The following is a 24616-nucleotide window of genomic DNA, read 5'->3' as shown; positions in this document are numbered from 1 at the left end:
TGTTCTCTGCTCAGGGTGCACTGGCCAGGGCGCTCGTTGCCTGCGTACGCTCCGTCCAGCCGCCGCCCAATGACTTGTACAGATCGATCAGGTTGCCCAGGCGCGCCAGCCGCGTCAGCACCAGCGCCTGCTGCGATCCGTAGCGCGTGCGCTGCGCATCCAGCAGGCTGAGGTTGTCGTCCAGGCCTTCGGCAAAGCGCTGGGCGGCCAGTTCCTCGGCCTGTTCGCTGGCGTCCAGCAGCAGTTGCTGCGCTTGCATCTGCTCGTCCAGCGTGCGTTTGCCGGCCAGACCATCGGCCACTTCGGCGAAGGCGGTCTGGATGGCCTTCTCGTAGCTGGCGACCTCGGCGCGCTGGCGCACCCGAGCGACGTCTAGCTGGGCCCGCAGCGAGCCGCCCTGGAAGATGGGCAGGCCAATGCGCGGCATGAAGCTCCAGGTGCCCGAGCCTGCGTCGAACAGGCCGCCCAGGCTGGCGCTGGCCGTGCCGGCCACGCCCGTCAGCCCGATGGTGGGGAAGAACGCTGCCTGCGCGGCGCCGATGCTGGCGTTGGCTGCGCGCAGCCGGTGCTCGGCGGCGCGCAGGTCGGGGCGGCGCATCAGCAGGTCCGAGGGCAGGCCTGCGGGCAGATTGGCGGGCACCAGGTCGTCTGGCAGCGTGCGGGCCCTGTCGAGCTGGTGTGACAGCTCGGGTGTCAGCGGCTGGCCCAGCAGCAGCACCAGGGCGTTGCGGTCCCGTGCCGCCTGGCGCGTGTACAGCGCCCGGTTGGCCTGCGCCGTGCGCAGGGCGATCTCGGCGCGCCGCAGGTCGATGCGGTTGGCGCTGCCAGCCTCCACCAACTGGGCCGTCAGTGCGAAGGAGCACTGCTGGGCCTCCAGCGTCTGCTGCGTCAGGCCCAGCAGTTCCTGGTCTGCGCGCAGCGCCAGATAGGCGTTGGCCACTTCGGCGACCAGGCTCAGTTGCCCGGCCGTGCGGGTTTCGTCCAGGGCCAGGTAGGCGGCCAGCGCCTGTTCGCCGAGGCTGCGTATGCGGCCCCACAGGTCCAGCTCCCACGAGACGACGCCCGCGACCTGGAAATTGCGACGGATGCCGGCTGTGCCGCTGGGGTTGAGGTCGGCTGGCAGGCGCTGTGCCGAACCGTCGGCGCCCAAGCCGATGCGCGGCAGCAGGTCGGCGCGCTGTATGCGGTACTGGGCCCGCGCCATCTCCACGTTCAGCGCGGCCTTGCGCAGGTCGCGGTTGTTGGCCAGGGACAGGGCCACCAGTTCCTGCAGCAGCGGGTCGCGCAGGAAGTCTCGCCAGCCGATGTCGGCCACGGCCTGCGGGGCCGCATCGGCATCGCCATAGGCGGGACCGCTGGGGTAGATGGTGTCGATGGGCGCTGGCGGGCGCTCATATCTGGGGGCCAGCGAGCAGCCGGCCAGCAGGCTGGCCAGGGCCAGCAGCGACAGTTTTTTCAGGGGACGTTCAGTCCGCATGGCGTACTCCGATCTGCTGCGCGGGTGAGGTGGATGGCGTGGCCGCAGGGCGCTGGCGGCGCGTGGTCCAGCGCCTCACCAGCACGTAGAACACAGGCGTGAGCACCAGGCCGAACAGCGTCACGCCCAGCATGCCGGCGAACACGGCCACGCCCATGGCATGGCGCATCTCGGCACCGGCGCCGCTGGCCAGCACCAGGGGCACGACTCCCGCAATGAAGGCCAGCGAGGTCATCAGGATCGGGCGCAGGCGCAGGCGCGCCGCTTCGAGCACGGCGGCGAGCGGGTCGGCCCCTTCGTCTTCCTTGGCGCGTGCGAACTCCACGATGAGGATGGCGTTCTTGGCGGCCAGCCCCACAAGCACCACAAAGCCGATCTGCGTGAAGATGTTGTTGTCGCCGCCGGTCAGCCACACCCCGGCGATCGCCGACAGCAGCGCCATGGGGGCGATCAGCAGCACGGCGAAGGGCAGCGACCAGCTGTTGTACTGGGCCGCGAGGATCAGGAAGGCCAGCAGCACGGCCAGCGGGAAGATGTACAGCGCCGAGTTGCCGGCCTGCTTTTCCTGGTAGACCAAGTCCGTCCATTCGAAGGTCATGCCTTCGGGCAGGGTTTCGCGCGCAATCCGCTCCATGGCGTCGGTGGCCTGGCCCGAGGAGTAGCCGGGCGCCGGCCCGCCGCTGATGTCGGCCGAGGGAAAGCCGTTGTAGTGGATCACCCGGTCCGGGCCCGAGCTGCGGGTGATGCGCACGAAGGCGCTCAACGGGATCATGTCCCCGGCCGCGTTGCGCAGCTTGAGCCGGCCGATGTCCTCGGCCTGCATGCGAAACGGCGCGTCGGCCTGTGCCATGACGCGGTAGGTGCGGCCGAAGCGGTTGAAGTCGTTGACGTACAGCGAGCCCAGGTTGATCTGCAGCGTCTCGAACACGTCGGTCAGCGAGATGCCCAGCGACTTGGCCTTGGTCCGGTCGACGTCCACCTGCAGCTGCGGCGCGTTGGTCTGGACGCTGGCCAGCATGCTGGCCAGCTCGGGCGTCTGCATGGCCTTGGCCATGAGGGCGCCCTGGGCCTGCACCAGCGCCTCCAGGCCCAGGCCCGCGCGGTCTTCGATCTGCATCTTGAAACCGCCCATGCTGCCCAGGCCCGGCACGGGCGGCGGCGGAAACATGCCCAGGAAACCGTCGGGGATCTGGCTGAACCGGCCCATCAGTTTCCCCGCGATGGCATTGGCGGACAGCGATGGGTCCTTGCGCTCGGCAAAGGGCTTGAGCATGGCGAACATGACGGCCGAGTTGGGCACGTTCACGAAGCCGTTGATGGACAGGCCCGGGAAGGCCACCACGCTCTCCACCCCGGGCTCGGCCAGCGCGATCTCGGACATCTGCTTGACCACGGCCTCGGTGCGGTCCAGCGAGGCCCCGGTGGGCAACTGGGCGATGCCGACCAGGAAGTACTTGTCCTGGGCCGGAACGAAGCCACCGGGCACCTGCTGGAAGCCCAGCCAGGCCAGGGCCACGAAGCCGCCATACAGCAGCAGCACGATGGCGCTGCCGCGCACTGCGCGGCGTACCGTGCCCACGTAGGCATTGGAGGCGCCGTCGAAGAAGCGGTTGAACAGGCGGAAGAACCCGCCGAACACGGCGTCCATGGCGCGCGTGAGCCGGTCGGGCCTTGCCCCGCCGTGGTGGGGCTTGAGCAGGATGGCCGACAGCGCGGGCGATAGTGTCAGCGAGTTGATGGCCGACAGGATGGTCGATATGGCGATGGTCAGCGCGAACTGGCGGTAGAACTCGCCCTGCAGGCCCGACAGAAAGGCCGATGGGATGAAGACCGCCGCCAGCACCGAGGTGATGGCCAGGATGGGGCCGGTGACCTCGTCCATGGCCTTGCGCGCCGCGTCGCGCGGCGATTCGCCCAGGGCGATGTGGCGTTCCACGTTCTCGACCACCACGATGGCATCGTCCACCACGATGCCGATGGACAGCACCAGCCCGAACAGCGACAGCGTGTTCAGCGAAAAGCCGAAGATCTGCATCAGCGCGAAGGTGCCCACCAGTGACACCGGTACGGCCACCAGCGGGATGATGGAGGCGCGCCAGGTCTGCAGGAACAGCACCACCACGATGACCACCAGCACGATGGCCTCCAGCAGCGTGACGGCCACCGATTGCAGCGAGGCGCGCACGAAGACCGTGGGGTCGTAGGCGATGCGGTACTCGATGTCCTGCGGGAAGCCCTTTTGCAGCTCTTGCATCCTGGCGCGCACGGCATTGGAGACGTCGATGGCATTGGCGCCGGGGCTCTGGATGATCTGCATGGCCAGTGCCGGCTCGCCATCGAGCAGGCTGCGCAGGGTGTAGGCGTCGGCGCCCAGCGAGATGCGGGCTACGTCGCGCAGGCGCGTGACCTGGCCGTCGGCGCCGGATTGGACGATGATGTCGCCGAACTGTTCCTCGCTGGCAAGGCGGCCCATGGTATTGACCGTCACCTGGAAGGCCGACGAGGTGTCGGGCTGCTGGCCCACCGAGCCGGCCGCGACCTGCACGTTCTGCTCACGGATGGCGGCGACCACATCGCTGGCACTGAGCCCGCGCGTGGCCACCTTGGCCGGATCCAGCCACACGCGCATGGAGTATTCGCCCGCGCCCCAGACCTGCACATCGCCGATGCCGGGCAGGCGCGCCAGTTCGTCGCGCACCTGGCGCAGGGCGAAGTTGGACAGGTACAGCGGGTCGTAGCGCTTGCCGGGCGAGACCAGGTGCACCACCATCAGCACGTCGGGCGAGGTCTTTTGCGTGACCACGCCGATGCGCTGCACCTCCTGCGGCAGGCGGGGCAGGGCGCGCGAGACCCGGTTTTGCACCTGGATCTGCGCCATGTCCGGGTCGGTGCCCTGCTTGAAGGCGATGCTGATCGCCATCCGGCCGTCGGTGGTCATCTGGGAGCTCATGTAGAGCATGTTCTCCACGCCGTTGATGACCTGCTCCAGCGGCGCGGCCACGGTGTCGGCGATGACCTCGGGATTGGCGCCAGGGTAGCTGGCCGTGACCTGCACCGTGGGCGGCGTGACGGCCGGATACTCGCTCAGCGGCAATTGCCAGAAAGCGATGGCGCCGGCCAGCAGCATCAGCAGCGACAGCACGATGGCGAAGATCGGCCGCGCGATGAAAAAGCGGGGAAAGTTCATTGGCGTGCCTCCACCCGGTCATTGGCGGCGCCAGCCGCTGCGGGTGAGGCGGCAGCGGAGGCTGTCTGCTGCATGGGGGTCGGGCGGGGCGTGACCTGCATGCCGGGACGCACCAGCCCCTTGAGGATGATTTTCTCGCCGCTTTTCAGTCCCTCGTCGATCACGCGCAGGCCATCCACCAGCGGCCCCAGCCGCACCGGGCGGTACTGGGCCTGGTTGTCCTCTGCCACGACCAGCACATAGTTCTTGCCCTGGTCGGTGCCCACGGCCTGGTCATCGATCAGGATGGCCTCGCGCGCAGCACTCGTGGCCAGCCTGGCCCGTGCGAACAGGCCCGGGGCCAGTACACCCTTGGGGTTGGGCACCACGGCGCGTGCGCGGATGGTGCCGGTGGCGCGGTCCATCCTGTTGCCCACGAAGTCGAGCACGCCTTCATGGGGGAAGCCCTGGTCCGTGACCAGCCCCAGCGCCACGCGCGGCGCCGCCTTGCCGACCCGCGCCTCGGGCCGGGCCTGGCGCACGGCCGTGAGATAGGTGGCTTCGTCGATGTCGAAATAGGCGTGCATGGGATCGACCGAGACGATGGTGGTCAGCAGCGTGGCCGCGCCCGCCGAACCTCCCGAGCTGCCGCCGACCAGGTTGCCCTCGGTCACCAGCACCCGGTCCACGCGGCCCGAGATAGGCGCCGTGATGCGCGCGTAGGACAGGTCCAGCCGCGCCGCTGCCACGGCGGCCTGGGCCGCCTGCACCTGCGCCTGGCGGGCGTTGTGCGCGGAGACGGCATCGTCATGGGTCTTGCGCGAGACGGCGCCCGTGGGCGCCAGCCGTTCGGCGCGCTCGACATCGGCCTGGGCCTGGCTGGCCAGCACCTGGGCCTGGCGCAACTGTGCGGCCGCATTGTCCAGCGCAACATGGAAGGGGCGCGGGTCGATCTGGAACAGCAACTGGCCCTTGCGCACCAGACTGCCCTCGGGAACGCTCACGGCCTCGACCGCACCGCCCACGCGCGAGCGCAGCTCCACCGTCTTGGGCGCGGCGAGAAAGCCCGTGAACTCGGCCGATGGCGTGACCGTGCGCGTAATGACTTCGGCCACCGGCACCTGCGGCCCGGCGGGTGCGGCCGCCTTTGGCTGGTCGCCCGAGGCCTCGCGGGTGGCGAGGGCTATGCCCAGTACCCCCGCCATGGCGCCGGCAAGCGCGGCGATTCTGATTTTTTCACGCATGGAAGTGCCCCTTTCTCGGCTGCAGGGCCCCGGACCATCCGGCGCGTCGCTGCATCGACATGCGCAAAGGCTGGGGCTTACAACGGCGGCAAGGTCAAGCTTTGCCAAAAGAACTCCGGGCCGCGAGGGCACTTGACCTTGACGTTGTGTGAAGGATCAAGCTGTGCACGCCGCGAGGCTGGTCCTGCGGGGCGGGCCATGCCACGGCACTTTGAAACAGGAGATAGACCATGAACATCGGAGAAGCCTCCAAGGCATCTCGTATCTCGGCCAAGATGATTCGCTATTACGAGCAGATCGGGCTGATACCCCCGGCGAATCGCTGCGAAGCGGGCTACCGCGTCTATGGCGGTCCCGACATCCTGCGGCTGCACTTCATCCGCGGCGCGCGCGACTTCGGCTTTTCGGCGTACGAGATAAAGGACCTGCTGGACCTGTGGACCGATCCATCGCGGCGCAGCGCGGACGTCAAGCGCGTGGCCGAGCAGCACATCGCGGCGTTGGAGCAGCGCATCGATGACATGCGGCAGGTGGCCTCGTCCCTGAAGGCGCTGACCAGATCCTGCGCAGGCGATCAGTCGCCGGCCTGTCCTATTCTGCAGGGACTGCAGCAGCCCGATAGCGGCAAGAGGGACCCCTCGCGGCGCACAGGCGCCGTACCGCGCAAGAACCACCCGCATGCGTGCGGCAAGACGAACGAAGTTGCGGGCCGCTGCGCCTGTCCGCACTGAAGGGAGGGCCGCCACCATGCCACAACTGACCGTGATCGCGCACGCCGAACTGGCCCCGGAGGGGGCGGTGTTGCAGGTGCCTGCGGGCACGTCGATCTGCGAAGCCCTGCTGGACCACGGCATTGCCATCGAGCACGCCTGCGAGCAGGTCGGCGCCTGCACGACCTGCCACTGCATCGTGCGCCAGGGATTCGGCTCCTTGAACGACGTCGAGGAGCAGGAGGAAGACATGCTGGACCGGGCCTGGGGGCTGCAGGCGCAATCGCGCCTGAGCTGCCAGGCCATCGTGGGGCGGGAGGATCTGACCGTGGAGCTTCCCCGCTACACGATCAATCACGCCAAGGAGGGCCGGTGACCCTCCGAGGAGGCTGGCGCGGGGCTCGCGTCCGTGGGAGGGCCGCAATCCATCGGCCTTGCCGACGGATTGCGGCGGCGTGTCATCCCTTGCCTGGCGGGTAGCCCGCCTGGCGCAGTGCGGTGGCGATCTGCTCCTCGGTGGCGCTGGTCTGCACCTCCACCCCACGGGTCAGCGGGTCCGTGGCCACCCTGGCATCCGGATCGACGGTCTTGATGGCCTTGGTCACGGAACGGGCGCAGCCGCCACAGGTCATGTCTTCAAGAAAAAACTGCATGAAAAACTCCTTGGGGGTTGAAGGTCCATGCAGTCTGGGCATTGCTACGGTGGGAAGGTCAAGTCCCTCAAGCTGGATTTCCCTGTCGGTACAAACACTGGAGCCTTGGCGCTTGCATGACTTTGCGAGACCGCCTCCCCGTAAGCTGGCGCGGGCGCGGACCCCGGCGAGACCTGCTGGACGCTGCAGCGCAGCAAAACTTGTCCCGACCGGGACAGCTTGCACCGCCAACGGCATGGCGCTGCCGGTCAAGCCTTCCTAGAATGGAAAAAGCACGTCCGTACTATTTGCTTAAACCTCAGGAGACATTGCATGACGGCTGAATACAAGGTCGACGGCTCGGTTGCCGTGATCACGCTCAACAATCCCCCCGTCAACGGCCTGGGCCTTTCCACGCGCCGCGGCATCGTCGAGGGGCTGGACAAGGCTTACGCCGACCCGGCCATCAAGGCCATCGTCATCACGGGTGCCGGCAAGGCCTTCTCGGGCGGTGCCGATATCAACGAGTTCGGCAAGGAAGAGGCGTATCGCGAGCCGCACCTGGTCTCGCTGATCAACTCGCTGGACCAGGGCAGCAAACCCGTGGTGGCCGCCATCCACACCGTCTGCATGGGCGGTGGGCTGGAGCTGGCGCTGGGCTGCAACTACCGCGTGGCCGCTCCCGGCACCCTGGTGGCCCTGCCTGAAGTCAAGCTGGGCCTGCTGCCCGGTGCAGGCGGCACGCAGCGCCTGCCGCGCGTGCTGGGCGTGGAGACCGCGCTGAACATGATTGTCAGCGGCGAACCCGTCAAGAGCGAGCTGCTGGCCTCCATCCCCGGCCAGAAGCTGTTCGACAAGATGGCCGCTTCGCCCGAGTCCCTGCTGGACGAGGCCAAGGCGTTTGCGCTGGAAGTGGCCGACAAGCGTCCGCTGCCGCGCGTGCGCGACCTGCCCTGCAAGCATCCCCAGGGCGACGCCTACTTCCAGTTCGCGCGCAACATGGTCAAGGGCATGGCCAAGAACTACCCGGCCCCGGCCCGCTGCGTGGACACGGTGGAGAACGCCGCGCGCAAGAAGTTCGACGAGGGCATGGCCCTGGAGCGCGATGCCTTCATGCAACTGATGTGGTCGCCCGAGTCGCGCGCGCTGCGCCACCTGTTCATGGCCGAGCGCGCGGCCTCCAAGATCGCCGACGTGCCCTCGGACACGGCTGTGCGCGACATCAAGACCGTGGGCGTCATCGGTGCCGGCACCATGGGCGGCGGCATCTCCATGAACTTCCTGAACGCGGGCATTCCCGTGACCATTCTGGAGACCAAGCAGGAAGCGCTGGACCGTGGCGTGGCCACCATCCGCAAGAACTACGAAGCCCAGGTCAAGAAGGGCAAGCTCACCCAGGAAAAGTACGACCAGCGCATGGCGCTGCTGAGCACCACGCTGTCATATGACGCGCTCAAGAGCGCCGACCTCATCATCGAGGCGGTGTTCGAGGAGCTGGGCGTCAAGGAAACCGTGTTCAAGCAACTGGACGAGGTTGCCAAGCCCGGCGCCATCCTGGCCTCCAACACCTCCACGCTGGACGTGGACAAGATCGCCGCCTTCACCAAGCGCCCGCAGGACGTGGTGGGCATGCACTTCTTCAGCCCCGCCAACGTGATGAAGCTGCTGGAAGTGGTCCGCGGCAAGCACACCGCCAAGGACGTGCTGGCCACCGTGATGAAGCTGGCCAAGAAGATCAAGAAGACCGCCGTGGTCTCGGGCGTGTGCGATGGCTTCATCGGCAACCGCATGATCGAGCAGTACTCGCGCCAGGCCGGCTTCCTCCTGGACGAAGGCGCCACGCCTGCCCAGGTGGACAAGGCCATCGAGAAGTTCGGCTTCGCCATGGGCCCGTTCCGCATGGGCGATCTGGCCGGCAACGACATCGGCTGGGCCATCCGCAAGCGCCGCGCCGTCGAGCGCGCCGACATGAAGTACAGCCGCACGGCAGACAAGCTGTGCGAGCTGGGCCGCTTCGGCCAGAAGACCGGCGCGGGCTGGTACGACTACCAGGCGGGCAAGCGCGACGCCATCCCGTCCGAGCTGGTCAACCAGATGATCGAGTCCCACCGCAAGGAGCTGGGCATCACCCCGCGCAAGATCTCCGATGAGGAAATCGTCCAGCGCCTGGTCTTCGCCCTGGTCAACGAAGGCGCCCACATCCTGGAAGACGGCATCGCCGGCAAGTCGGGCGATATCGACATGGTCTACCTGACCGGCTATGGCTTCCCCATCTGGCGCGGCGGCCCCATGCACTACGCGGGTGAGGTCGGGCTGTTCAACGTGGTCCAGGCCATGAACCGCTTCGCCAAGAACCCTAACGACGACGCCGATTTCTGGCAGCCGGCCCCGCTGCTGGCGAAGCTGGCGGCCGAAGGCAAGCAATTCAGCTGACACGTGCGGCGCACGAACTTTTTGCGAACCACCGCAAACCCGCCATACAAGGAATATCCATGACATCCGCCGTGATCGTTTCCACCGCCCGCACGCCCCTGGCCAAAAGCTGGAAGGGCTCCTTCAACATGACCCATGGCGCCACGCTGGGCGGCCATGCCGTGCAGCACGCCGTGCAGCGCGCAGGCGTCGACCCTGCCGCCGTCGATGACGTGATCATGGGCTGCGCCAACCCCGAAGGCGCCACCGGCATGAACATTGCGCGCCAGATCGCGCTCAAGGCCGGCCTGCCCATCACCGCATCGGGCATGACCATCAACCGCTTCTGCTCCTCGGGCCTGCAGACCATTGCCACCGCATCGCAACGCATCATCGCGGGCGAGGGCGATGTCTATGTGGCCGGCGGCGTGGAGTCCATCTCCTGCGTGCAGCAGGAAATGAACCTGCACATGATCCAGGACCTGGCCCTGGCCAAGCAAAAGCCCGAGATCTACTGGAGCATGCTGCAGACCGCCGAACAGGTCGCCAAGCGCTACGGCATCGGCCGTGACGCCATGGACGAATACGGCGCCGCCAGCCAGCAAAAGGCCTGCGCGGCCCAGGAGGCCGGCCTGCTGGACGCCGAGATCGCGCCCATTACCGTGACCATGGGCGTGGCCGACAAGGTGCGCGGCCTGATCACCAAGGAAGTAACCTGCAGTAAGGACGAGGGCGTGCGCGAAGGCACGACCAAGGAAGGCATCTCGGGCATCCGCCCCGCGCTGCCTGGCGGCGTGATCTCGGCCGGCAATGCCAGCCAGTTCTCCGACGGCGCAGGTGCCTGCGTGGTGGTCAGCGAGGACTATGCATCGCGCAACAACCTCAAGCCTCTTGGCCGCTTCCTGGGCTTTGCCGTGGCTGGCTGCGAGCCCGACGAAATGGGCATCGGCCCCGTCTTCGCCGTGCCCAAGGTGCTCAAGAAGCTGGGCCTGACGGTGCAGGACATCGACCTGTGGGAGCTCAATGAAGCCTTTGCCGTGCAGGTGCTGTACTGCCGCGACAAGCTGGGCATCCCCAACGATCGCCTCAATGTCAACGGCGGCGCCATTGCCCTGGGCCATCCCTATGGCGTGTCGGGCCAGCGCCTGACGGGCCACGCCCTGATCGAAGGCAAGCGCCGCGGTGCCAAGCGTGTCTGCGTGACCATGTGCATCGGCGGCGGCATGGGTGCCGCCGGCGTGTTCGAAGTGCTGTAAGTGCAGGTGGCGGCTGCGGCCGCCACCGCCTGTTCCCGTTACTCCTGTTGGCCGCACGCGCTCCCTCTGGCGGCGCCTGCGGCTTCTTTTTTGATTCCGGACATCACCATGCGCCTGCGTTCCACCATCGATTTCCTGCTCTATGAATGGCTGCGCGCCGATGCGCTGGGCGAGCGCGAGCGCTTTGCCGACCATTCGCGCGACACCTTCGATGCCGTGCTCGACACCTGCGAGCGCATCGCCCGCGAGAAATACGCCCCCTTCAACCGCACCGTGGACACGCATGAGCCGCAGTTCGACGGCGAGAAAGTCATCCTGCCCCAGTGCACCCACGATGCGCGCCAGGCCTATGCCGACTCGGGCATGCTCAGCGCCGCCCAGGACTACGACATCGGCGGCATGCAGCTGCCCTACACCGTGGAGGCGGCCGCCAACAGCTTCTTCGCGGCGGCCTCCATCAGCATCGGCTCCAACATGCTGACCTCGGGCAATGCCAATGCCATCATGGCCCACGGCACGGACATGCAAAAACAGGTCTTCGCCACCAATGAATTCAATGGCCGCTGGGCCGGCACCATGTGCCTGTCCGAGCCCCAGGCCGGCTCCTCGCTGAGCGACATTGCCACCCGTGCCGAGCCCGACGGCGCCGACTTCGAGAGCGATGCGCTGGGTCCGCGCTACCGCCTCAAGGGCAACAAGATGTGGATCAGCGCGGGCGACCATGAGCTGACCGAGAACATCGTCCATCTGGTGCTGGCCAAGATCCCCGGGCCCGATGGCAAGCCCTTGCCCGGCGTGCGGGGCATCTCGCTTTTCATCGTGCCCAAGAAGCTCGTGGACATCGAAGGCCAACTCACCGGCGAGCGCAACGACGTCGCCCTTGCCGGCCTCAACCACAAGCTGGGCTGGCGCGGCACCACCAACACGCTGCTGAACTTCGGGGAAGGCCGCTTTCCCGTGCGCGGCGGCGCCGGGGCCGTGGGCTACCTCGTCGGCAAGCCCGGCGAGGGCCTCAAATGCATGTTCCACATGATGAACGAGGCCCGCATCTCCATCGGCATGGCCGCCACCATGCTGGGCCTGGCCGGCTACCACGCCAGCCTGGACTACGCGCAGAGCCGCCCGCAGGGCCGGCCGATCAAGGGGGCGCCGGGTGCAGCCGGCAAGGATGCCACGCGCCCCCAGTCGCGCATCATCGAGCACGCCGACGTCAAGCGCATGCTGCTGGCGCAGAAGTCCTATTGCGAAGGCGCGCTGGCGCTGAACCTGTTCTGCGCGCGCCTGGTCGATGAGCAGCACACCGGCACGCCCGAATCCGTGGCCGAGGCAAGGCTGCTGCTGGAAGTGCTGACCCCCATCTCCAAGAGCTGGCCCAGCGAGTTCTGCCTGGAGGCCAACTCCCTGGCCATCCAGATCCACGGCGGCTACGGCTACACGCGCGACTTCCCCGTGGAGCAATACTGGCGCGACAACCGCCTCAACATGATCCACGAAGGCACGCACGGCATCCAGGCCATGGACCTGCTGGGCCGCAAGGTGCTCATGGAGGGCGGCAAGGGCCTGCAACTGCTGGCCACGCGCATCAATGACACCATCCAGCGCGCCATGGCCCGGCCCGAACTGGCCGGTTACGCCAATGAACTGGCCAAGGCCCTGCAGGAAGTCGGCGCCACCACCAAGGCCGCATGGGCCACCGACGACCCGCAACAGGCCCTGGCCAATGCCGTGCCGTATATGCAGGCCTTCGGCCACACGGTACTGGCCTGGACCTGGCTGGACGTGTCCCTGGCCGTGCTGGACAAAGACCCGGGCCTGACCGCTCCCGCCAACGCTGGCCGCATGGCCGCCATGCGCTACTTCTTCCGATACGAACTGCCCCGGATAGGCGCATGGCTCAAGGTCGTGCGTGAGCGCGACATGACCTGCGCGGAGATGAGTGAAGAGGCGTTCTGAGGGAGTTGGCAGCACGGCTGCCGGAGGATGCAAAAAGCGCGGACCATGTGGTCTGCGCTTTTTTTTATTTCAGGGATTTTCAAGGTTGCCGGAGAGCCTGGCCTGCTCTTTGACCCATTCCCTGGTTTTTCCGCGAACGCACCATTCTGGGTTTTTGACCCAGTCTGTGAAATAAATGGTTGGGTGATCCCTTAGGACGCTGCAATTGGTATATCCAAGCTTTGGCATTGCATAGTACTGCAATGGAATTAATATAATAAATGAAATGGCTATGCTTGCAAAATTAATGGAAAGCATAATTATCAAAATGCGCTCCATAATTTTTAGCACTCTTTCTTTGCAAGGAATTGCATTCGCGATCATCGTTAATAAGAGTATCGCTGGTGTTGGAAGTGAAGAGATTAATAGTGGTGTAATTGGGACTATTTTTACAATTGCTTCATTGTTATGAAGGTCACTAATATTTGGAAACGTATCATTAATGCAAATGAGAACATTTGCAATGAATATGAGGATTAGGAATGGAATTCCCCATATGGAGTTTCTTCTGTTTGTGATTGTGCGATTTTTCATCTTCTTTAATTGTTTTTATTTTTTTCTGAATTTGACTCGCCAATATTTATCGGCTTGATTGAGCGCAAAGCCGGTGATGAGTACGGCTACAGCCATGGCAAAGAGCGGCATCACTGCCACGGTCGTCATTCCAGCGGTTATGGTGGCCGCCACTATCCCAGCAAGTGTTCCCGGTCCTGCTTTCACGGCCTCTACCCCAATCCCGGCCACAAGATCATGAATGGTCTTCTCGTCATTGAAGATGAAGTCCCGTGTCTCTATGCCGGTGCCCACCACCAGGCTCAGAAGAAACCCGCCCTTGGCCACATTCTGCAGACCGCGAATGCCCAGGTCCATCTGGACCATACGTGGATTGGCGGCAAGAAATCGCGTGCCTTGCAGCAGCTGGCGGCGAAGTCCCGCGTGGCTCGTGATAGCGAGGAGGCATTCTGCGCAAGCAGGCAAAGCACCTGTCTGACAAGAGACATATCAAAAGCGAAGGCCAAGCGGTCCCCACTTTTCTATTTCATGGATTTATTTCTGAATTGCCGGTCAGAAGGGCTTGATCCTTGACCCATTCTCTGGATTTTCCGCGAACGCACCATTCGGGGTTTTTGACCCAGTCTGTGAAATATATGGTGGGATGCCCTTCCAGGATATTGCAGCGTGTATAGCCAAGTTTGGGCATTGCATAGTATTGCAAAGGAGTTATGAGTGCAAGGCAAGAAGCCATGATCATTAATCCTGCCAGCATGGTTGCGTTAAAGGTGCGTTCGGTTACCTTTAAAATTGATGTTTTGCATGGTATTGCCTTAGATAATGAGGAAATTAGACCGACTGCCAATATTACGGGAAAATATGCTACGACTGGTGCGCCGGGTGTTATTCTTATTGATGCTGATAGTTCAATGAGATCTTTGATATCATTAAATATTGCATGCTTAATGTACCAAATGCAAAGAATAAAAATGAAAACATTTAATGGAATGCCCCATATCAAGGTTTTCCTTATTTTTTTTGCGTCCAACATTTTCTTAATTAGTTTTTACGATTTGTGCGGCACATAAATTCATTTTTGAAAATTTCTGTGGAACAGTTGTTAAATTTATACTCTATCTGCTGATAAGGTTTCTGATTATCAAAATTGAGTTTGTCGATATTTATCCGATATATGCCTTGAGGTATGCTACTGGTGGAAATGCGCAGCATATTGATCACACGTTGTTTGATTTTCAAATCATCGTCTATTTGATTCAAGATGATTCCTGTGACAAGTACGGCCACTGCCACAGCAGCCAAAGGAAGAATTGCAAGGGACGTTGCCGTTGCAAGCTTTATTCCCAAGCCAAGGCCCACCATCGTCGCCAATCCCGCCTTGACCGCCTCCACTCCAATTCCCCCCACCAGATCATGCATGGTCTTCTCATCATTGAAGATGAAGTCCAGTGTCTCTATCCCGGTGCCCACCACCAGGCTCAGAAGAAACCCGCCCTTGGCCACATTCTGCAGACCGCGAATGCCCAGGCCCATCTGGACCATGCGTGGATTGGCGGCAAGGAATCGCGTGCCTTGCAGCAACTGGCGGCGAAGTCCCGCGTAGCCCGTGATGATGATATAGGTGCCTGTGGCGGTTGTCTTGATATAGGAGCGGGCACCGGCCAAGCCCAATGCAATCAGCGTTTTGGTGATCAGGTACGCGTCGCTGACCATCAGAGAGGCGGGGGCGACCCAGGGTTTGCCTGCATTCGGGCTGGCGGTCTGTGTCCAGTATTGCCCAAGCGCACTATGTGCCAGGATGGCATGCAGCGTGGCCGCCAGGCGAGGATTGTTACGCGCCTTGTCGCTCAGTATGTCTGCGTATTCCTGTGGCGTGAGCACAATGGCATCGATCTGTTTTTGCTCCATTTGGCGAGCAAGCATGTCGGCATAGCCGATCTGATAGAAGGTGGCGGCAATGGAGGCTGGCATGGTGTATGGAGACGCTGGATCAGGAGCGGAATCGAGAATTCCAGCCAATGCGCCTTGATCAATAAAGGCAATTTGACGGGAATGATTGGTTGCAAGCAGGCGAATAATCCGCTGTCAGTGTCCAAGCGGGTTTCTGATGTTTGCTGTGTGAAGAGTCCTCATTTGATTTCATGGCCTGCACGAGGTCAATCAAAGAAGTCGCCCACAGATCATTTTCAGAATTGTCCTTAGGACAATTCCTAAAATCAGGTTTGAAATGCCAGGTGAATAGAGATGCTGCCAATGAGCGTTTGGTCCCAGGCAGCGCCATTCGCCATGGGCGGTATTCACGGGGCACAAGCGCAGGCCGCCCGGCTCGGCCACGGGCATTTGCGGGTGAAGGATGCGGGGAGAGGTGGTCCGTACCGCCGCTGCGCTTGCGGGCAGGCTGTTGGACCGGGGTATGGGCTACGGTCTCACCGTGCTGAATGCTTGCAAACGAGGACTCAGGGACCTGGTGTCAGCGCATCGGAAGCCGTGCAGGCGCTGAAGGCCGCCTGCCGGAGGGTGCATGCCTCAAAGATCCAGTCCGAGATAACGCGTGCCCGGCACGGGATTGAAGCTCACCGGTTCCGCATCCACAAAACCCAGGTTTTCATACAGCCGCTGCGCAGCCTGGAACTCGGGCAGCACGTCCAGGCAGATGCGGGTGTAGCCTGCGTGGCGCGCGGTGTCCAGGATGCCTTCCACCAGGCGGCGTCCCAGGTTCTCGCCGCGTACCGTGGGGCGCACGTAGACGCGCTTCATTTCGCCTGTCTGCGCATCCACCTGGCGCAGGGCGGCGCAGCCCACGGGCTGGCCGTCTTTCCAGGCCAGCAGCACGCAGCCCTCGGGTGCGGCGTACTTGCCGGGCAGGGCGGCGAACTCGGTCTCGAAGTCCTGGAAGTCCAGGCTCACGGTGGGACTGGCCACGTACTCCCGGAAGATGCGGACCACGGCGTCGAGGTCTTCGGGAAAGTGGGCGGGGCGTATATCGGTCATGGGTGGCAAGGGGTCAAGCCCTGTTCAAGGGCGCTGCTCAGTGGGAATGAAAGCGCACAAGGATAGGGCAAGACGCCCGGGCCGCCGCCGATCCGCTACAGCATGGGCACCACGCCCAAGCACAGGGCATCGTCGTGCGCCAGGCGGGCAACGGGATAGCCCGCAACTCACTCCTTCGGGGGCGCCTGTTCAGTGCGTTCGCACCTGCCTGTTTGCCTGGAGATCTGTGCTCCAGCTTTCAGGCATTTGTCTTTCTCCACATGGTTCAGGATCAGCGGCGCCAGCCACGCTGCCAGCAAGGCAAGCGCCAAGGGCAGCACGCCAAGCACCCACAGCATCTACTTCGCCTCACGCCGGAAATGCCCGGAGATTCCTGCGTTGGGCGATGCGGGATCTTTCATGGCGATGGCACCGCCTCAACTGCACAAGCGCAGATTGGTGCGCGCAGCCTTGAGCATGGGCAGCACCACATCGGCATCGGTGGGTGGATAGGCCTCGCGCAGTTCCTGATCCGTCTTGCCGGCTTCCTCGGCCAGCGGGGCCAGGGTCTGGCGGCAGGCGGCTGCGTCGCCCGAGCGAAGCTGCGCCAGCGCCAGGTCGTTGCGCAGCCAGCCTTTGGCGACGCCGGTCAGCACCTCATCGCAGTCCTGCAGCACCGGCGCCAGCGTGGTCAGCGCCAGGCGGTAGTCCTTGGCGTCGTACGCGCGCTTGAAGTTTCTGCGCGATGCGGCAATGGCCTTGTCCGTGCAGCCGGGTGTGGGCCGAAGGTAATCGCCACCGAACCAGGCCCGCATGCCGCAGAAGTCCCGGCATGCCTCGGCGGTGGCCGTTTCGACCCCGACGCGCTGGCCTGCAGGCGTGAAGTCCACGGCGCAGGCCGAATTCGCCATCCTGGCCCGGCCGTTGGTGATGGTGCCCTCCAATTCGCAGGTATGACCATTGGCGCCCACGGTCTGGATGTGGAACTTGCCGCCAGCCTGCACCACCAGATCGCCGCCCCCGCCTTTGCGGACATAGGTGCCTGGCGCTGGTGTGGTTTGCTGTGCACTGGCTACGCCGATGTGGCAGGCGAGGATTGCGGCAAGCAGGGCCGGCAGGTGAGTGGCAGGCTTCATGGGGCGAGGGTGAGAGCGGCGATGGCGTCGAGTGTATCTACGCCAGGCGGCCATCCCTCACAACGCCAGATGCAAAGCCTCCCCCGTCCCCTGCGCAGGCACGGCGCAGCAGATCAGTGCCTCGCCCGCTGGCACGGCGAAGGAGGGTGGCGAGGCATAGGCCACCCCGCCCTGCAGCACGCGCGCGCGGCAGTCGCCGCAGCTGCCGCCCCGGCAGCCGAAGGCGGGCTCCAGCCCCCGGGCCTCGGCCACTTCGAGCAGGCTGCCGTCGCCGGGCTTCCAGCGCGCTTCCTTGGCCGAGTCGGCAAAGATGATGCGGACAGGCTGTGTGGCGGGTGCCGGCAGTTCGGCGGCGGGGGCTGCACCGACCATGGAGCGCTTCAGGGCCGAGGGACCGAAGGCTTCTGCGTGGATGCGCTCGTCGGGCACATTGCGTTCGCGCAGGCCGTCATAGGTGGCCTGCATGAAGGCGTCCGGGCCGCAGAGGTAGAAGTCGTAGTCGTCCCAGGGCAGGGTGGCTTTCAACAGGGCCATGTCGATGTGGCCCTCATGGTCGTAGTCGCGGCCGGCCTTTGCCGTGCCGGGCTGGCTGAGCGTGCGCACCCAGTGCACCTCGGCATTGCCGGCCTTCACCAGTTCGGCAATCTCCGTGTCAAAGGCCCGTTCGCTGCGCGTGCGAGCCGCCTGGAACAGCCAGGTGGGCCGCAGGCTGCGGGTGCGCCGGCCTTCATGGACGATGTGGCGCAGCATGGCCAGCAAGGGCGTGATGCCTATGCCCGCGGCCAGCAGCACGGCGGGGCGGCGCAGGGCCGCATCGGCGGTGAAGCTGCCAGCGGGCGGGCGGGCCTCGACCAGATCGCCGGGCTTCAGGCCATGCAGATGGCTGGATGCGGGGCCTTGCCTCTTGACGCTGATGCGCAAGCGCCCGTCCGAAGGCGCCAGCGACAGCGTATAGGTGCGCTGCAGATGGCTGCCGTCCGCCAGCGTGAGGCGCAGCGGCAGGTGCTGGCCGGCCAGGGGAGCCACAGCGGCCATGCCATCGGCCGGCTCCAGGTAGAGCGAGCGGATGGTGGAACTCTCATCCACGGCCTGCGCCACCCGGAACGGCCGCCACTGTCGCCCCAGCCGGGCGGCGGCCAGGCGCTGGCTGGCATCGGCCCAGCTTCCGGTCATCTGCAGGTGGGGCGACCAGCCGTCGGCCGCCATGCTCCAGCGCAGCGGCAGGGCGTCGGGCCGGCGCACGATGCGGCGGGGCTTGAAGGTCCACAGGCGCTCGGCGCCCTCGAAGGCCGCGATTTCCGGGGAGTCGAGGATGACGCTGGCCTCGCCCGTCATCTGCAGCATCTCCCCGGTTTCGGAGTCGATGAACAGCAGGCCCGCCTTGGGATTGACCAGGAAATTGCCCAGGGTCATGAAGAACAGGTTGCCTGAGAAGTCTGGAATGGTCAGCGTTCCATCGGCGTCGATCCGCACAAAGCCTGGCTTGCCGCCACGGTGGGAGACATCGACCTGGCGCGAGCCGTCCCCGCCCTCAACGTAGGACGCCACGTAGAACGTATCCGCCTGCGCAATCAGCTCCCGCGCGCGCGGGTCCAGCGATGCCAGTTCGACCGCCGGCACCTGCGTGGGCTCGTCCGCAGGCCGGACAAACCGGACGCTGCGGTTCTGGATATAGCGCGGGCAGTTGCCGAAGCTCTGGACCACGCCGATGTCGAAGGCGCCCGCCCCATCAACGCCTGTCTTGCGCCGCACGGTGCCGTTGAGCCGGTTGCGCCGGCGCGTCATGGGGTCCATGCCCAGCAGGCCCACGGCATGGCCATCGGCCAGGCCCGGCTCGGCCGGATCGGCCGCATCGCGGCCCGCCCCGACATGCAAGGTCAGCGGGTCGGGAGAGCGCAGGAAGCCCGGCTCGCCGGCCCGTACCGTGGCCCAGGCGTCGCCTTGCGCATCCACGCTGCCCAGCACCACGAAATGCAGCAGCGGATAGAACTCTCGGTGCTGGTCCAGCAGGAAGGGGCGCAGGAACTTGCGGCCCGGCATGTCCATGCGGCCCACGACGCCAACGCTTTGCTGGATCGCCAGTTCGCCCGCATGCCAGGGCGAGGCGGGGTTTTGCAGGGGTTGCGGGTGCATGGTGCGCTCCTTTGCCGGGGTTTCAGGGGAGGTGTGGCTCAGGCACTCAGGCCCGCAGGCCGGCCGGTGTCTGGGCGAATGCCACGAAGCCCGGCAGCGCCTCGATGCGGCCCAGCCAGGCGCGCACTTCGCGGTAGGGTTGCAGGTCCACATTGCCCTCGGGCGCGCTGGCGATGTAGCTGTACAGGGCCACGTCGGCAATCGTTGGCGTGGCGCCGGTGAGGAAGGGGCGGCCGGTCAATTGCGCCTCGATCTTGCCGAGGATGGCGTGGGCGCGGGCTATCACTTCCTCGGCCTGGAAGGGAGCCTTGAACACCGTGACCAGCCGGGCCGCCGCGGGGCCGAAGGCAATGGGGCCGGCGGCGATGCTCAGCCATTTCTGGATCTCGGCCTCGGCCTGTGCGCCCAGGGGCATCCAGTCCTGGCGGTCCAGCTTGCGCGCCAGGTAGACCAGGATGGCGTTGGAGTCGGCAATCACCGTGCCGTTGTCGTCCAGCACCGGCACCTGGCCCAGCGGGTTCAGCGCCAGGAATTCGGGCTTCTTCTGCGCGCCGCTGGCCAGGTCCACGTGGACCAGCTCATGCTCCACGCCCAGCAGGCCGAGGAAGAGGCGGGCGCGGTGGGCGTGGCCGGACAGGGGAAAGTGGTAGAGCTTCATTGCGGTTCCTTGGGGTTGGTGAAGGCGCCGGTTGTCGGCGCCACGGGACGTATCCTCCTTCTCCGCCCGCATCTTTAGAATCCCTGGCGGCGGCAAGTCACTCTTGCGGGAACGCGAACAAAGCGCCGGCGCAAACCTGGGCAGGCCTGCGCGGGCCGCCCGCAGCCGGGCAGACATACGACACAGACAAGGCAGGCACAGATGGATCGCTTCCAGTCCATGACGGCATTTCTCGCGGTGGTGGACACGGGCGGCTTCGCCTCGGCCGCACGCCGGCTCAAGGTCTCGCCCTCGGTGGTGACGCGGGCCGTCTCCGACCTGGAGGAGCGCCTGGGCGTGCGCCTGCTCACGCGCACCACGCGCTTCGTGCGCGTGACCGAGGCCGGCACCGCCTACGCCGACAGCTGCCGCCGCATCCTGGCCGAGCTGGAAGAGGCCGACGAGCATGCCGCCAGCGCCCATGCCGCACCGCGCGGCCGGCTCACGCTCACGGCGCCGGTCAACTTCGGGCGCATGCACGTGCTGCCCGTGGTGCACGACTACCTGGGCCGGTTTCCCGAGGTGGACGTCAACTGCTGGTTTGTGGACCGCGTGGTCAGCCTGGTGGACGAGGGCGTGGACGTGGCCGTGCGCATCGGCGATCTGCCCGATTCCTCGCTGCAGGCCATCCGCGTGGGCAGCGTGCGGCAGGTGCTATGCGCCTCGCCCGCATACCTGGCCAGCCACGGCGTGCCCCAGCGGCCCGAGGAGCTAGCGCAGCACACCACCATCACCGCATCCGGCCTCACCTCCACACCCGAATGGCGGTTTCTCGAAGGCGACAAGGCCCTGGCCGTGCGCCTGCAGCCGCGCCTCATGTCCATGACCAACGAGGCTGCGGCAGATTGCGCCCTGGCCGGGCAAGGCATCACGCGCCTGCCGCTCTACCAGATCGCCAAGCCAGTGCAGGACGGCGCACTGCGCCTGGTGCTGGAGCCCTTCGAGCGGCCGCCGCTGCCGATTCATGTGGTGCACAGGGAAGGACGCCATGCCGCGCATCGCGTGCGGGCGTTCATCGACATGGCGGTGGATGCGCTGAGGGTGGCGGCGTTGAGGTGGTAGGGGGCGCAGGCTGCTGTTCGCAGAGGAAGAAAGCACCTATCATTCCAGCCGGCCCCCTGTCACGGGGCTGGTGCTTGAAAACACCAACAATAAGCGGCTGAGCCTCCCCGATAGCGAGGCCTTGTCACGTCTGAACACCTGGAAAGTGGGCGCCGCGCCTGCTTGTCCATTCGGTTTTGGGCGGGATGGGGCCGTCCGTAAGGCTGCCCGCACGTCTTATTGCGTGTTTTCAACATCCCGCCCACCTGTCTTGTGCTTGAAAACGCGTGCAGGTGGTAATCGTCTCAATAAGGAGCACGAAACCATGAAACATCTGCAGCAACCGCCCCCCGTGGATGACATGCGCAATCAGCGTCTGTCCCATGCCCTGAATCAAGTGGACCGGCTCGTGCAGCAAAGCTGCTCGGAGATCCAGGCCCTGGCCGAACTTTCCCTGGCTTGGCTAGAAATCCCCGAAGGCCACCAACGCCTGGAAGCCATCGCCCGCGCCTTGCAAACCATGCGCAATAGCGCCGAATCGCTGGCGAACTATTCGCACACTGAAGCGGAATCGCTGGATTGCGGCTTTGTCGATCAGGCCGAGGTCAGGCGCAGGGAGGCTGCGCAGGTGGCTCGGGAAATGACTTTGGGATTGGGCGCGTAGGCGGGCATGGCGTTTCTATTGGGAGAATCGGGTTGTTTCTCCTTGAAATAGATAGGCAAATGCCATTTCGTCGGAAGGCGGATTCTTCAAATTGAAGCGAGTGACATTCAGAACACCGTGCCAGCCCGCTGGATGTGAATACCCATCAATCGCCGTCAATCCGACGGTCTGCCATTTTCCATGGTTGTGGAATTCGCCTTTCCCGTTGCGAACATGCCAGTTGACCTCTCTAACGCGCAGGCACTCGCTGCCCTTGGCTGTGCTGTCCTTGCACGGCACATGTTGTGCTTCGACTTCCAGAAGAATCGCCTGGCCATCGCTTCCGTACTTGGTTCTTGGCGTGGGCTCGCCCTGCAATTCCCAGCGGCTGCCATCGGCAAAGCGCAGTTGCAGATGGGGCGTTGCGTTGGCGATTGCCCTTGTCAATGTGTAGTGGAATTTCCTTGACAGCAAGTCACTTGCCCATTTTTGCAGCTCCATCAATGGCTCGGGACACCCGGCCATCGTGTAGATGCCGGGCTTGATCTGGAGGCTTCCATCGGCATCCATCTCATATTTCCAGTTCATGGAATTGCATATCTGTGTGCCGAAATTTCCATCTTTAAAAAACCAGAGCTTTATTGAGGGGCTGTCTGGTGTTTTCCAATTCTTTTTCTCTTTGCCTACGGCATCGAAAGCCTGCTGCAGGTTCCACTCGTAGGCAGATAAATACTCCGCGTCCTTGTTTTGATGCGGTAGCGCACTTTGGCTGGCAATGTGTTCCATACCGTGGCTTGCAGTGGACAAAAGTGTGGCTGCCAGGAATTGAAGAAAAGCTTTCAATTGAAGCCCTCAAGGTGGTGACCAGAGAACCCGCTATCGCAGGGAAGATGCCTCGACCCAGACCGTATGCCCTGGGTGGTGTTCCTCAATGGTGGACACGGCATCGTCGATCAAAACGCGGTCCTCCAGCGAGTAGGTAAAGCGGCTGAGGTTGGACCATTGTCGGGCGGCGGAGTCGGCCTCGGACATCGCGTCGCTGCCGCACCAGATGGCGTCGTTTTCGGTGGCGGCGCGAAGTGCCTGTGCCAAGCCGGTAGATGTGATCGCCAGGAAGATCATGGGCATGTGGTCCGGATGTTGATGGGTGGACAGTTTGCCTTCGATGGCCCGGCGGCCGGGCCTGCCTGGATCAAACAAAACTAGAATGATAGTCATTCTCGTTGTCGATTTCTCACCTCCCCCCGGCCATGCCCACCCCTTCCGCTTCCTGGACCGCTGCGCGCTGGCACCAGCTTTTCTGTGCCTGCCAGCAGCAACTGGTGTCCTATCTGGCCGGCAAGACCGGCAGCCGTGATGAGGCGCAGGAACTGGCCCAGGAAACCTGGCTGCGCCTGGCCGATGCGCCGCCGCAGCTGCCCGATGGCAGCTCGCCCACGCTCGAAGCCGCGCGGGCCTACCTGTTTGCCACGGCCAAGCATCTGGCGATAGACAGGCTGCGCCAGCGCGGTGCGCAGCAGCGCTGCATGGACGACTGGGCGCAATTGCAGCCCGAAGCCGAAGGCGATGTGGCCGACCGCGCCATGTACCGGCAGGCACTGGCCGTGGTGGAGCGCACGATTGCAGACCTGCCCGAGCGCATGCAGGCCGCCTTGCTGGCCCACCGCCTGCATGGCGAGCGGCAGGCCGACATCGCCGAGCGTCTGCAGGTCTCCCTGAACACCGTGGAGCGCGACCTGATGCAGGCCGATGCCTGCCTGGAAGCCGCCTTGCTGCGCTGGCGCGGCGGGGTGGAGGCGGGCTTGCAGGCCTCTTCCAGAAAGCGGCGGCGGCGTGCCCTTGGCGCGCTGCTGGGCGCGGCCGGCATGGCCTGCGCGGCCTGGCCCGCCTGGCAGATGTGGAGCCGTCGCGTGCTGTGGCAAGGTGAACTGGCCAGCGCCACGGGCGTGCAGCGCAGCCTGGAACTGCCCGATGGCAGCGTGCTGCATGTGGACGCCGCCAGCCGCGTGGCGCTGACCTACCGTGCCGACCTGCGACAGGCACAACTGCTGGAAGGGGCCGCCTTCTTTGCCGTGGCGCGCGATGCGGCACGGCCCTTTGTGGTGGAGGCCGGCCCCCTGCGCGTGACCGTGCTGGGCACGCGCTTTGGTGTGGAACTGGAGCCCGATGCGGTGCGCGTGCAGGTGGAGTCGGGCCAGGTGCGGGTGGAGCATGCGGCCACCGGACGCGGCCAGTTGCTGCAGGACAGCCAGTCGCTGCGCATTCCCCTGGACGGCGGGGCAGGAGATACCGACGGCGCTGCCTGGCAACCGCAGCTCCAGCAACGGCCCGCGGCCTGGCGCGAGGGCGAACTGGTCTTCGAGCAGGAACCGCTGGGCCGCGTCGTGCACCGGCTGGGCCGCTACACGCGGCGCCGCCTGGTGGTGGAGGAGGGCGCGGCGCAACTGGCCATCAGCGGCCATGTGCGCATTGCCCAGACCGAGCGATGGTTGCGCGGGCTGCCGCAGTTCGCGCCGGTGCAGGTCAGCGTGCTGGACGACGGCGGCCTGCGGATTGCGCGGCGCGGCGGGCGCGCGGAGCCGTGAAGTTTTTTTCAG

Annotated in this window: 21 protein-coding genes and 2 pseudogenes; 9 read left to right on the top strand and 14 right to left on the bottom strand. The window is 64.8% G+C overall.

Annotated features, from left to right (window positions below):
- Window positions 1-10 precede the first annotated feature (10 nt).
- The 3 genes from LGR64_RS13445 to LGR64_RS13435 are packed head-to-tail and all read right to left on the bottom strand — an operon-like array spanning window position 11 to window position 5887.
- On the bottom strand, window positions 11-1477 hold the full coding sequence (locus LGR64_RS13445; protein ID WP_141835862.1) for an efflux transporter outer membrane subunit: 1467 nt from the start codon (window positions 1475-1477) through the stop codon (window positions 11-13).
- Window positions 1467-4664 (bottom strand): efflux RND transporter permease subunit, encoded by a 3198-nt coding sequence (locus LGR64_RS13440; protein ID WP_141835867.1) that lies wholly within the window; start codon window positions 4662-4664, stop codon window positions 1467-1469. The genes LGR64_RS13445 and LGR64_RS13440 overlap by 11 nt, the downstream gene beginning before the upstream one ends.
- Window positions 4661-5887, bottom strand: a complete 1227-nt coding sequence (locus tag LGR64_RS13435; RefSeq protein WP_141835871.1) for an efflux RND transporter periplasmic adaptor subunit — start codon at window positions 5885-5887, stop codon at window positions 4661-4663. Before LGR64_RS13435 ends, LGR64_RS13440 begins: the two co-directional genes overlap by 4 nt.
- A 230-nt stretch (window positions 5888-6117) precedes the next feature.
- Between LGR64_RS13435 and cueR the strand changes: the two are divergent.
- Together cueR and fdx are read left to right on the top strand one after the other, a co-directional pair.
- Window positions 6118-6501: pseudogene (gene cueR / locus LGR64_RS13430) on the top strand (Cu(I)-responsive transcriptional regulator); the annotation flags it as partial.
- 133 nt (window positions 6502-6634) lie between these two features.
- Entirely contained in the window at window positions 6635-6973 is a 339-nt protein-coding gene (gene fdx, locus LGR64_RS13425; protein ID WP_034392695.1) for an ISC system 2Fe-2S type ferredoxin, read from the top strand.
- 82 nt (window positions 6974-7055) lie between these two features.
- Here fdx and LGR64_RS13420 read toward each other — a convergent pair whose 3' ends face one another.
- Entirely contained in the window at window positions 7056-7250 is a 195-nt protein-coding gene (locus LGR64_RS13420) for a heavy-metal-associated domain-containing protein (protein ID WP_034392696.1), read from the bottom strand.
- 312 nt (window positions 7251-7562) lie between these two features.
- On the opposite strand from LGR64_RS13420, the gene LGR64_RS13415 reads away from it, so the two are divergent.
- The 3 genes from LGR64_RS13415 to LGR64_RS13405 all read left to right on the top strand — a co-directional run bounded on the left by LGR64_RS13415 (window position 7563) and on the right by LGR64_RS13405 (window position 12850).
- Window positions 7563-9662, top strand: a complete 2100-nt coding sequence (locus tag LGR64_RS13415; protein ID WP_230355733.1) for a 3-hydroxyacyl-CoA dehydrogenase NAD-binding domain-containing protein — start codon at window positions 7563-7565, stop codon at window positions 9660-9662.
- 59 nt (window positions 9663-9721) lie between these two features.
- A complete protein-coding gene (locus LGR64_RS13410; RefSeq protein WP_230355730.1) occupies window positions 9722-10897 on the top strand; it encodes an acetyl-CoA C-acyltransferase in 1176 nt (391 codons plus the stop codon).
- A 108-nt stretch (window positions 10898-11005) separates the two neighbouring features.
- Window positions 11006-12850 (top strand): acyl-CoA dehydrogenase, encoded by a 1845-nt coding sequence (locus tag LGR64_RS13405; RefSeq protein WP_230355728.1) that lies wholly within the window; start codon window positions 11006-11008, stop codon window positions 12848-12850.
- Window positions 12851-12919: 69 nt separating this feature from the next.
- Here LGR64_RS13405 and LGR64_RS13400 read toward each other — a convergent pair whose 3' ends face one another.
- Together LGR64_RS13400 and LGR64_RS13395 are read right to left on the bottom strand one after the other, a co-directional pair.
- Window positions 12920-13423, bottom strand: a complete 504-nt coding sequence (locus LGR64_RS13400) for a hypothetical protein (protein ID WP_230355727.1) — start codon at window positions 13421-13423, stop codon at window positions 12920-12922.
- Window positions 13424-13453: 30 nt separating this feature from the next.
- Window positions 13454-13843: pseudogene (locus LGR64_RS13395) on the bottom strand (hypothetical protein); the annotation flags it as partial.
- Between the two features lie 290 nt (window positions 13844-14133).
- Here LGR64_RS13395 and LGR64_RS13390 point away from each other — a divergent pair.
- Window positions 14134-14469, top strand: coding sequence for a hypothetical protein (locus LGR64_RS13390; RefSeq protein WP_143343463.1), 336 nt, complete (start codon window positions 14134-14136; stop codon window positions 14467-14469).
- On the opposite strand, the gene LGR64_RS13385 is transcribed toward LGR64_RS13390, so the two are convergent.
- From LGR64_RS13385 to LGR64_RS13360, 6 genes are all read right to left on the bottom strand, one after another.
- The gene (locus LGR64_RS13385) at window positions 14441-15370 is read right to left on the bottom strand and encodes a hypothetical protein (protein ID WP_088165013.1); all 930 of its coding nucleotides are present in this window, start codon (window positions 15368-15370) and stop codon (window positions 14441-14443) included. The genes LGR64_RS13390 and LGR64_RS13385 overlap by 29 nt on opposite strands.
- A 555-nt stretch (window positions 15371-15925) precedes the next feature.
- Window positions 15926-16390, bottom strand: coding sequence for a GNAT family N-acetyltransferase (locus LGR64_RS13380; RefSeq protein ID WP_141835886.1), 465 nt, complete (start codon window positions 16388-16390; stop codon window positions 15926-15928).
- Window positions 16391-16557: 167 nt separating this feature from the next.
- Window positions 16558-16728 carry a hypothetical protein gene (locus LGR64_RS13375; protein WP_230355722.1) on the bottom strand — a complete coding sequence of 57 codons (171 nt, stop codon included), beginning with the start codon at window positions 16726-16728 and terminating at the stop codon, window positions 16558-16560.
- Between the two features lie 78 nt (window positions 16729-16806).
- On the bottom strand, window positions 16807-17505 hold the full coding sequence (locus tag LGR64_RS13370) for a hypothetical protein (protein ID WP_141835890.1): 699 nt from the start codon (window positions 17503-17505) through the stop codon (window positions 16807-16809).
- A 57-nt stretch (window positions 17506-17562) separates the two neighbouring features.
- Window positions 17563-19638 (bottom strand): 2Fe-2S iron-sulfur cluster-binding protein, encoded by a 2076-nt coding sequence (locus LGR64_RS13365; RefSeq protein WP_230355720.1) that lies wholly within the window; start codon window positions 19636-19638, stop codon window positions 17563-17565.
- A gap of 46 nt (window positions 19639-19684) precedes the next feature.
- Window positions 19685-20296: a glutathione S-transferase family protein gene (locus LGR64_RS13360; RefSeq protein ID WP_230355718.1), complete on the bottom strand. Its 612-nt coding sequence runs from the start codon at window positions 20294-20296 to the stop codon at window positions 19685-19687.
- 201 nt (window positions 20297-20497) lie between these two features.
- Between LGR64_RS13360 and LGR64_RS13355 the strand changes: the two genes are divergently transcribed.
- Together LGR64_RS13355 and LGR64_RS13350 are read left to right on the top strand one after the other, a co-directional pair.
- A complete protein-coding gene (locus LGR64_RS13355) occupies window positions 20498-21397 on the top strand; it encodes a LysR family transcriptional regulator (protein WP_099751217.1) in 900 nt (299 codons plus the stop codon).
- A 304-nt stretch (window positions 21398-21701) separates the two neighbouring features.
- Window positions 21702-22040: a hypothetical protein gene (locus tag LGR64_RS13350; protein ID WP_230355716.1), complete on the top strand. Its 339-nt coding sequence runs from the start codon at window positions 21702-21704 to the stop codon at window positions 22038-22040.
- Window positions 22041-22055: 15 nt separating this feature from the next.
- Here the strand turns inward: LGR64_RS13350 and LGR64_RS13345 are convergent, their stop codons facing one another.
- Together LGR64_RS13345 and LGR64_RS13340 are read right to left on the bottom strand one after the other, a co-directional pair.
- Entirely contained in the window at window positions 22056-22805 is a 750-nt protein-coding gene (locus tag LGR64_RS13345) for an META domain-containing protein (RefSeq protein WP_230355714.1), read from the bottom strand.
- Window positions 22806-22895: 90 nt separating this feature from the next.
- On the bottom strand, window positions 22896-23237 hold the full coding sequence (locus tag LGR64_RS13340) for a hypothetical protein (RefSeq protein ID WP_230355712.1): 342 nt from the start codon (window positions 23235-23237) through the stop codon (window positions 22896-22898).
- 32 nt (window positions 23238-23269) lie between these two features.
- On the opposite strand from LGR64_RS13340, the gene LGR64_RS13335 reads away from it, so the two are divergent.
- The gene (locus tag LGR64_RS13335) at window positions 23270-24604 is read left to right on the top strand and encodes a sigma-70 family RNA polymerase sigma factor (RefSeq protein ID WP_230355710.1); all 1335 of its coding nucleotides are present in this window, start codon (window positions 23270-23272) and stop codon (window positions 24602-24604) included.
- The last annotated feature ends 12 nt before the right edge of the window (window positions 24605-24616 follow it).

The sequence above is a fragment of the Delftia sp. Lp-1 genome, from assembly GCF_020523835.1.
In the GTDB taxonomy this organism is placed as follows: Bacteria; Pseudomonadota; Gammaproteobacteria; order Burkholderiales; family Burkholderiaceae_C; genus Comamonas; species Comamonas acidovorans.
This window is presented reverse-complemented; position numbering and strand designations above follow the sequence as displayed.

Coding starts and splice junctions, on each gene's coding strand:
- LGR64_RS13445 (WP_141835862.1), bottom strand. CDS start 1,477: ATGCGGACTGAACGTCCCCTGAAAAAACTGTCGCTGCTGGCCCTGGCC.
- LGR64_RS13440 (WP_141835867.1), bottom strand. CDS start 4,664: ATGAACTTTCCCCGCTTTTTCATCGCGCGGCCGATCTTCGCCATCGTG.
- LGR64_RS13435 (WP_141835871.1), bottom strand. CDS start 5,887: ATGCGTGAAAAAATCAGAATCGCCGCGCTTGCCGGCGCCATGGCGGGG.
- fdx (WP_034392695.1), top strand. CDS start 6,635: ATGCCACAACTGACCGTGATCGCGCACGCCGAACTGGCCCCGGAGGGG.
- LGR64_RS13420 (WP_034392696.1), bottom strand. CDS start 7,250: ATGCAGTTTTTTCTTGAAGACATGACCTGTGGCGGCTGCGCCCGTTCC.
- LGR64_RS13415 (WP_230355733.1), top strand. CDS start 7,563: ATGACGGCTGAATACAAGGTCGACGGCTCGGTTGCCGTGATCACGCTC.
- LGR64_RS13410 (WP_230355730.1), top strand. CDS start 9,722: ATGACATCCGCCGTGATCGTTTCCACCGCCCGCACGCCCCTGGCCAAA.
- LGR64_RS13405 (WP_230355728.1), top strand. CDS start 11,006: ATGCGCCTGCGTTCCACCATCGATTTCCTGCTCTATGAATGGCTGCGC.
- LGR64_RS13400 (WP_230355727.1), bottom strand. CDS start 13,423: ATGAAAAATCGCACAATCACAAACAGAAGAAACTCCATATGGGGAATT.
- LGR64_RS13390 (WP_143343463.1), top strand. CDS start 14,134: ATGATCATTAATCCTGCCAGCATGGTTGCGTTAAAGGTGCGTTCGGTT.
- LGR64_RS13385 (WP_088165013.1), bottom strand. CDS start 15,370: ATGCCAGCCTCCATTGCCGCCACCTTCTATCAGATCGGCTATGCCGAC.
- LGR64_RS13380 (WP_141835886.1), bottom strand. CDS start 16,390: ATGACCGATATACGCCCCGCCCACTTTCCCGAAGACCTCGACGCCGTG.
- LGR64_RS13375 (WP_230355722.1), bottom strand. CDS start 16,728: ATGCTGTGGGTGCTTGGCGTGCTGCCCTTGGCGCTTGCCTTGCTGGCA.
- LGR64_RS13370 (WP_141835890.1), bottom strand. CDS start 17,505: ATGAAGCCTGCCACTCACCTGCCGGCCCTGCTTGCCGCAATCCTCGCC.
- LGR64_RS13365 (WP_230355720.1), bottom strand. CDS start 19,638: ATGCACCCGCAACCCCTGCAAAACCCCGCCTCGCCCTGGCATGCGGGC.
- LGR64_RS13360 (WP_230355718.1), bottom strand. CDS start 20,296: ATGAAGCTCTACCACTTTCCCCTGTCCGGCCACGCCCACCGCGCCCGC.
- LGR64_RS13355 (WP_099751217.1), top strand. CDS start 20,498: ATGGATCGCTTCCAGTCCATGACGGCATTTCTCGCGGTGGTGGACACG.
- LGR64_RS13350 (WP_230355716.1), top strand. CDS start 21,702: ATGAAACATCTGCAGCAACCGCCCCCCGTGGATGACATGCGCAATCAG.
- LGR64_RS13345 (WP_230355714.1), bottom strand. CDS start 22,805: ATGGAACACATTGCCAGCCAAAGTGCGCTACCGCATCAAAACAAGGAC.
- LGR64_RS13340 (WP_230355712.1), bottom strand. CDS start 23,237: ATGACTATCATTCTAGTTTTGTTTGATCCAGGCAGGCCCGGCCGCCGG.
- LGR64_RS13335 (WP_230355710.1), top strand. CDS start 23,270: ATGCCCACCCCTTCCGCTTCCTGGACCGCTGCGCGCTGGCACCAGCTT.